The sequence below is a fragment of the Bacteroides sp. AF32-8BH genome (assembly GCF_003435205.1).
GTDB classification, from domain to species: Bacteria; Bacteroidota; Bacteroidia; order Bacteroidales; family Bacteroidaceae; genus Bacteroides; species Bacteroides ovatus.
In genome coordinates, this window is the sequence record NZ_QVLZ01000032.1 from 71,867 (window position 1) to 79,139 (window position 7,273).

5 protein-coding genes are annotated in these 7,273 nt (G+C 40.5%); 2 read left to right on the forward strand and 3 right to left on the reverse strand.

The window, feature by feature from the left end; translation table 11 throughout:
• The first annotated feature begins 692 nt into the window (after positions 1–692).
• Positions 693–1,004, forward strand: coding sequence for a ribosomal protein L7/L12 (locus tag DWZ47_RS20810; RefSeq protein ID WP_117514527.1), 312 nt, complete (start codon positions 693–695; stop codon positions 1,002–1,004).
• A gap of 460 nt (positions 1,005–1,464) precedes the next feature.
• The gene (mutS, locus tag DWZ47_RS20820) at positions 1,465–4,053 is read left to right on the forward strand and encodes a DNA mismatch repair protein MutS (protein ID WP_032846723.1); all 2,589 of its coding nucleotides are present in this window, start codon (positions 1,465–1,467) and stop codon (positions 4,051–4,053) included.
• A 130-nt stretch (positions 4,054–4,183) separates the two neighbouring features.
• On the opposite strand, the gene lgt is transcribed toward mutS, so the two are convergent.
• The 3 genes from lgt to ychF are packed head-to-tail and all read right to left on the reverse strand — an operon-like array spanning position 4,184 to position 7,106.
• The gene (lgt, locus tag DWZ47_RS20825; protein ID WP_117514531.1) at positions 4,184–5,020 is read right to left on the reverse strand and encodes a prolipoprotein diacylglyceryl transferase; all 837 of its coding nucleotides are present in this window, start codon (positions 5,018–5,020) and stop codon (positions 4,184–4,186) included.
• Positions 5,021–5,037: 17 nt separating this feature from the next.
• Entirely contained in the window at positions 5,038–5,955 is a 918-nt protein-coding gene (locus DWZ47_RS20830) for a ketopantoate reductase family protein (RefSeq protein WP_117514533.1), read from the reverse strand.
• A 47-nt stretch (positions 5,956–6,002) separates the two neighbouring features.
• The gene (ychF, locus tag DWZ47_RS20835; RefSeq protein ID WP_004298673.1) at positions 6,003–7,106 is read right to left on the reverse strand and encodes a redox-regulated ATPase YchF; all 1,104 of its coding nucleotides are present in this window, start codon (positions 7,104–7,106) and stop codon (positions 6,003–6,005) included.
• Positions 7,107–7,273: the final 167 nt, after the last annotated feature.

Sequence of the window (7,273 nt, forward strand, 5' to 3'; positions counted from 1 at the left end):
TAACAGTTGTCAGACGAAAGTTCAACAACTGTCAGACGAATAAATCTATGTATGATGAATATTAAATCATCGCATATTACCAATTAAATTTTAGAAGAACTAAGATTAGTTCATTTCCATACCGTTATGAACTAAACAAGAATATTCCCTTGTTCTTATTGATTTCTATAGACATTCTTTTATAACTGATTCCCTATTCAGGCTTATTGATTTGATACGCAACTTTTATTTTGTTCTACCATAGTGTAGTTATCTTTGTGGAACACTATAATGGAACGAATAAAGGAGAACTAACGGAGCTAATTTGATTAGGCAAACAAAGATATAATAGTATTTGAGTCCTTTACGTATCGGCATTGAACAAGATTAGTAAAGCTATTTTGTAATTAGTTTCACGCTAGGGAATGATATAGGGCTCTAAATGTCTTACGGACTACAGAGGCCTATATCGTTTTTTTATGAGCAAATTATATGTATCATCTATATGTTTTATGCTAGTAGTTATTTATCTAAATACAATTACATTAATTTGGAAAATATAAAAAAAATATGTTTATTTGCTAGTAGATTATTTGACTATAGTGCATATTGATTGGTGATTATTTTGAAAGAAGTATATTTATTAATTAAATTTTATTATTTATGAAAACTAAACTGTTTAATCTATTATTTTTTTATGTGTCTTTTTTGCAATGTTTTCATCTTGTTCAAATGAAGAGAATGTAATTGACTCTGATGAAAATTCTGTAGAATTCATTGATCAATCTAAACAGTTTGATAATGAAGATCGTTCAACTTATAATATAATATTGGTGGGGTTACAGAATCCAGATTATAAAACTCGTGTAATGCTAGAAATAAAGAAACTATTTATGTATGATTTAAAAACTGCAAAGTACTTAGTTGAACAGGCTCCTTCTTTTTTAGGTAAAACGACTACAGAGGCCTCTAGTTGGTATGTGTCAAGATTAGTTGATGCAGGCGCAAAAGTTCGTTTGGAATAATCCTATCACTGGAATCTATGTAATTTTCTCTGCCGAATCAAACAGATGTTTGTTACTTCGGTGGAGATTTATAAAGCATTATCCTCTTTGCAATCCCTTTTTCTGCTCCTAATTTAAATAGGAACGAAGCGTATAGGCATAAAAAAAGGAGCAACGCCTTGCTCCAACCTTTGTTAACCTTAAATCTAATACTATGAAAAACACGTTGCAAAGATACGGACTCTTGGGAAAATAGCAAATTATCCAAGAAAAATAACATGTTTTAATAGTTTTCTCCTACTTATTAAGAAATAAACTCTCCTTTTTTCAAGGTATGTAACATTAATTTTGAAAATTGAATCGGAGCATACCGTTGATTCTCTGCCGAAAAACCGCTATCTTTGCAAGGATAATTCATTATATACTCAACAAAAAAGAAAAGGAGACACCCGTGAACGAAGAAGAGATCGTCCTCACCCCGATGATGAAACAGTTTCTGGATTTGAAGGCAAAACATCCGGATGCAGTGATGCTGTTTCGTTGCGGTGACTTTTATGAAACATATTCTACGGATGCCATCGTTGCAGCCGAAATTTTAGGAATCACACTGACAAAACGTGCCAATGGGAAAGGAAAAACTATCGAGATGGCAGGTTTTCCTCATCATGCCCTTGATACATATCTTCCGAAACTGGTTCGCGCCGGAAAACGTGTCGCTATCTGTGACCAGCTGGAAGACCCGAAAATGACGAAGAAGTTGGTGAAGCGTGGCATTACCGAATTGGTTACTCCCGGTGTTTCTATCAATGATAATGTACTGAACTATAAAGAGAATAACTTTCTGGCTGCCGTTCATTTCGGAAAGGCTTCCTGTGGAGTTGCCTTTCTCGATATTTCTACCGGTGAATTCCTTACTGCAGAAGGACCTTTTGATTATATAGACAAGTTGTTGAATAACTTTGCCCCTAAAGAGATTCTTTTTGAACGCGGCAAACGCCTGATGTTTGAAGGTAATTTCGGTAACAAGTTCTTCACGTTCGAGCTGGACGACTGGGTATTTACAGAAACGACTGCCCGTGAGAAACTGCTGAAACACTTTGAAACGAAGAATCTGAAAGGTTTCGGAGTGGAGCACTTGAAAAACGGTATTATTGCTTCCGGTGCTATCCTGCAGTATTTGACGATGACGCAGCATACGCAGATTGGTCACATCACTTCATTGGCACGTATTGAAGAAGATAAATACGTCCGTCTGGATAAGTTTACGGTGCGTAGCCTTGAGTTGATTGGTAATATGAATGATGGCGGAAGTAGCCTGCTCAATGTGATCGACAGAACGATCAGCCCAATGGGAGCTCGTCTGTTGAAACGCTGGATGGTTTTTCCCTTAAAGGATGAGAAACCGATCAATGAACGCTTGAATGTAGTGGAATATTTCTTCCGCCAACCTGATTTTAAGGAACTGATTGAAGAACAGTTGCATTTAATAGGAGATTTGGAACGTATTATTTCCAAAGTGGCTGTAGGACGTGTGTCGCCCCGTGAAGTCGTTCAGTTGAAGGTAGCTTTACAAGCTATTGAGCCAATAAAACAGGCATGTATGGAAGCTGATAATGCGAGTTTGAATCGTATTGGCGAACAGCTGAATCTTTGTATTTCTATTCGTGACCGGATTGCCAAAGAGATTAAAAATGATCCTCCTTTACTGATAAATAAAGGCGGAGTGATTCAAGATGGTGTGAACGCAGACTTGGATGAATTGCGGCAAATCTCCTATTCAGGAAAAGATTATCTGCTAAAAATACAGCAGCGGGAGAGCGAGGAGACGGGTATTCCGAGTTTGAAAGTGGCTTATAATAACGTATTCGGTTATTATATCGAAGTCCGTAATGTCCATAAAGATAAAGTTCCTAAAGAGTGGATTCGTAAACAGACGCTGGTTAATGCGGAACGTTATATCACGCAGGAACTAAAGGAATATGAAGAAAAGATTTTGGGAGCGGAAGATAAGATTCTGATTCTGGAAACGCAGCTATATACGGACTTAGTACAGGCATTGATGGAGTTTATTCCACAGATACAGATTAATGCGAATCAGATTGCACGTCTGGACTGTCTGTTGTCATTTGCCAATGTGGCTCGTGAGAATCGTTATATCCGTCCGATTATTGAGGATAATGACGTATTGGATATTCGTCAGGGACGTCACCCGGTAATAGAAAAACAACTTCCGATAGGTGAGAAGTATATTGCCAATGATGTAATGTTGGACAGCGATACACAGCAGATTATTATTATTACAGGTCCGAACATGGCCGGTAAGTCGGCACTTTTGCGTCAGACGGCGTTGATTACGCTATTGGCTCAAATCGGCTCGTTTGTTCCTGCGGAAAGTGCGCATATCGGTTTAGTTGATAAGATATTTACCCGTGTAGGAGCGAGCGATAATATATCAGTCGGCGAATCTACATTTATGGTAGAGATGAATGAAGCGGCTGATATCCTGAATAATGTTTCTTCCCGGAGTCTGGTATTATTTGACGAATTGGGTCGTGGTACTTCTACTTATGATGGTATTTCCATTGCCTGGGCAATTGTAGAGTATATCCATGAACATCCGAAAGCAAAAGCACGTACATTATTTGCTACGCATTATCATGAATTGAATGAGATGGAGAAATCTTTCAAGCGCATCAAGAATTATAATGTATCGGTGAAAGAAGTTGATAATAAAGTAATCTTCCTTCGTAAACTGGAACGTGGCGGTAGTGAACACTCTTTCGGTATTCATGTGGCAAAGATGGCCGGTATGCCGAAAAGCATTGTGAAACGTGCAAATGAGATATTGAAACAGCTTGAATCTGATAATCGCCAACAGGGCATAGCAGGTAAACCGTTGGCAGAAGTGAGCGAGAATCGTGGAGGTATGCAGTTAAGCTTCTTCCAGTTGGACGATCCGATTCTCTGTCAGATTCGCGATGAGATATTGAATCTTGATGTGAATAATCTTACTCCTATTGAAGCGCTGAATAAACTGAATGATATAAAGAAGATAGTCAGGGGGAAATAAGCTGAAAATGTATATAATGTCTTAGGATATGTTTTCGATTGTTGTCCTGACATTAGGGAAATGGCATTTGTTTTATTGATAAAAAAGAGGGATTAGTGATGTTTGAACCGCTAATCCCTCTTTTTTTGATTTAGGCTATTTTATTTTTCTTCTTGTCATAGAAGAACATGAAATAGACGCCTATTATGATAAACGGAACGCTTAGCCATTGCCCCATATTGAACATCATGCTGTTTTCAAAATCTTCCTGATTTTCTTTGAGGAATTCGATGAAAAAGCGGAAGGTGAAGATGTAAGTCAGACAAAGCCCGAAGAAGAAGCCACGGTGCAGTTTCTTGCTGTAATTCTTATACAGGTAAATCATGATGAAGAACAGGATAAGATAAGCAATGGCTTCGTAGAGCTGTCCCGGATGACGGGGGAGCATATCTACACGTTCGAAAACGAATGCCCAGGGCACATCAGACGGTTTGCCGATGATTTCGGAGTTCATCAGGTTGGCAAGGCGGATGAAGCAGGCGGTGATTGGAGTAGCTACGGCAATCATATCCAGCACGTCCATATAATGGAGCTTCGTCTTGCGGCAATACAGCCAAAGGGCGATTATCAGTCCTAATGTACCGCCGTGGCTGGCAAGTCCTTCATATCCGGTAAATTTCCAGTTTCCGTCCGGCATGAACTTAGTAGGAAGAATCATTTCCCAAAAATGAGACAGGTAGTATCCCGGGTCATAGAACAGGCAGTGTCCTAGGCGGGCACCGATTAGAATACCAAAGAAACAGTAAAAGAAAAGAGGGTCAAACTTCTTTTCCTCTATCTTTTTATCCCGGTACTGGTAGTGAACAACCACATAAGCAAAGAATATTCCTACTGCCCACAGTAATCCGTAATAACGGATAGAAATGCCGAACAGGTTGAATAGTTCGGGATTCGGGTTCCAGTTGATGGATAATAGCATGGTATTCATTCTATATTGGATTAATGTTAATGATTAGATTCTTTGAATTTCTCCGCAACCATCCGGTAGGTCGGTATATCTATTCCCTGTTCTTCGGCTGCTGCAATCATGTCGAAGAGCAATCCTTGTATTTCCGAGTCGTGTCCGCGTGCCAGGTCTTTTTGCATAGAAGCGGTACTTTCGGGATCGAGCTTGTCAATCACTTTTAGGTTGTAGCTGACTGGGTCTTCGGGAAATTCGACGCCCAGTTTCTTTCCTAAGGCAGCGCTTTCCGTAGAAAGTCCGATAAATGTATCCCGTATCTTTCCCGGTTTCTGTACTTCTCCCATCGGAACGTCGTAGTAAGCACCCGTCACAGCCATTGCGGAGATAAACGACCATTTGATAAACGTATCCCGGTTGATGTCCGGTGACAGGTCTACCTTTATGCCTGCTTCCTGCAAGTCTTGTTGGATGGCTTCCAGCAATCCGGGTTTCACAACCGTGCCGTGATGAGCACCATATACCAGACGGAATATTTTTCCCATTTGGGTGATTTCTCCTGTGCCGGATACGAAACCTACGATATAGATGCAGCCGTCGAGGACAGTGACTTCCGGTACCAACTTTTGTATGCGTGGTCCTGTGCCGTACACATTTAGAATTGGGATGACAACCGTGTCTTTGTGTGCTGCCCTTTTTATCAGTTCTATGATAGAATCGACCGAATAACCTTTTACGCATACAAATATCACATCTGCTTTTCCATTGAATTCTTCAGCGGTAGTAGTCGGAATCCGGAGCGTATGTTCGCCCTTCAAATCCGATTTCAGTTTCAAACCGTTCGTTTGAATCGACTGCAAGTGAGCTCCACGGGCAATACAAGTTACATCTTTGCCTGCCAGCGACAAGAATCCTGCGATACTGCCGCCTACACCTCCCGTTCCTGCAATGAGATATTTCATATTGTTAGCGAATTAGTAATTAATAAGTCGTCGGTGGTAACCGATAATCACACGTTGAAACGGAAATGCATGATGTCGCCATCCTGCACCACATATTCTTTTCCTTCTACACCCAGTTTTCCGGCTTCTTTCACAGCTGCTTCCGAGCCGTATTTGATATAATCATCGTATTTGATAACTTCGGCACGGATAAAGCCTTTTTCAAAATCGGTGTGGATCACTCCGGCACATTGAGGAGCTTTCCATCCTTTTTCGTATGTCCAGGCACGTACTTCTTGTACACCGGCAGTGAAATATGTTTCGAGATTCAGGAGTTTATAAGCAGATTTGATAAGACGTGCTACGCCCGATTCTTCCAAGCCTACTTCGGCAAGGAACATTTGACGGTCTTCGTACGTTTCCAGTTCGGCGATGTCCGCTTCTGTTTTGGCTGCGACAATCAGGATTTGAGCATTCTCGTCTTTTACGGCTTCGCGTACCATATCTACGTATTTATTTCCGTTTACTGCGCTTGCTTCATCAACATTGCAGACATACATTACCGGCTTGCTGGTCAATAAGAACAGTTCGTGAGCAATCTTTTGTTCGTCTTTTGTTTCAAAAGTCACTGTACGTGCAGATTTTCCTTGTTCCAGTGCGTCTTTATATTGAACGAGTACATCGTAAGCTAACTTTGCAGCTTTGTCTCCGCCCGTCTGTGCTTGTTTCTGTACTTTCTGGATACGGCTTTCGATGGTTTCCAGGTCTTTCAATTGAAGTTCGTAGTCAATGATTTCTTTGTCGCGGACAGGATTTACGCTTCCGTCTACGTGTGTCACATTGTCGTCATCGAAGCAACGGAGTACGTGGATAATTGCATCTGTCTCACGGATATTGGCAAGGAACTTGTTTCCCAGTCCTTCACCTTTGCTTGCGCCTTTCACCAGTCCGGCGATATCTACGATTTCTACAGTTGTAGGAACAATTCGTTGGGGGTGCACCAATTCAGCGAGTGCGTTCAGACGTTCGTCAGGAACAGTGATTACACCTACATTGGGTTCAATTGTACAGAAAGGGAAATTTGCCGCCTGTGCTTTCGCATTCGACAAACAGTTGAAAAGTGTCGACTTACCCACGTTCGGTAGTCCTACAATACCACATTGCAATGCCATTTATCTATTTCGTTTTTATTTAGTTATCGATAATCTGACTGCAAAGATAGGCATTTTTAGATTATATACATTGGTTGGAAAACAAATACTTCTTTCTTATATCTATTTAATGAGTGGAGGTTGTGTCAAAACGTTGGCACAACCTCTTTTATATTTTACAGTTCTGC

Coding starts and splice junctions, on each gene's coding strand:
- DWZ47_RS20830 (WP_117514533.1), bottom strand. CDS start 5,955: ATGAAATATCTCATTGCAGGAACGGGAGGTGTAGGCGGCAGTATCGCA.
- ychF (WP_004298673.1), bottom strand. CDS start 7,106: ATGGCATTGCAATGTGGTATTGTAGGACTACCGAACGTGGGTAAGTCG.
- lgt (WP_117514531.1), bottom strand. CDS start 5,020: ATGAATACCATGCTATTATCCATCAACTGGAACCCGAATCCCGAACTA.
- DWZ47_RS20810 (WP_117514527.1), top strand. CDS start 693: ATGTTTTCATCTTGTTCAAATGAAGAGAATGTAATTGACTCTGATGAA.
- mutS (WP_032846723.1), top strand. CDS start 1,465: ATGATGAAACAGTTTCTGGATTTGAAGGCAAAACATCCGGATGCAGTG.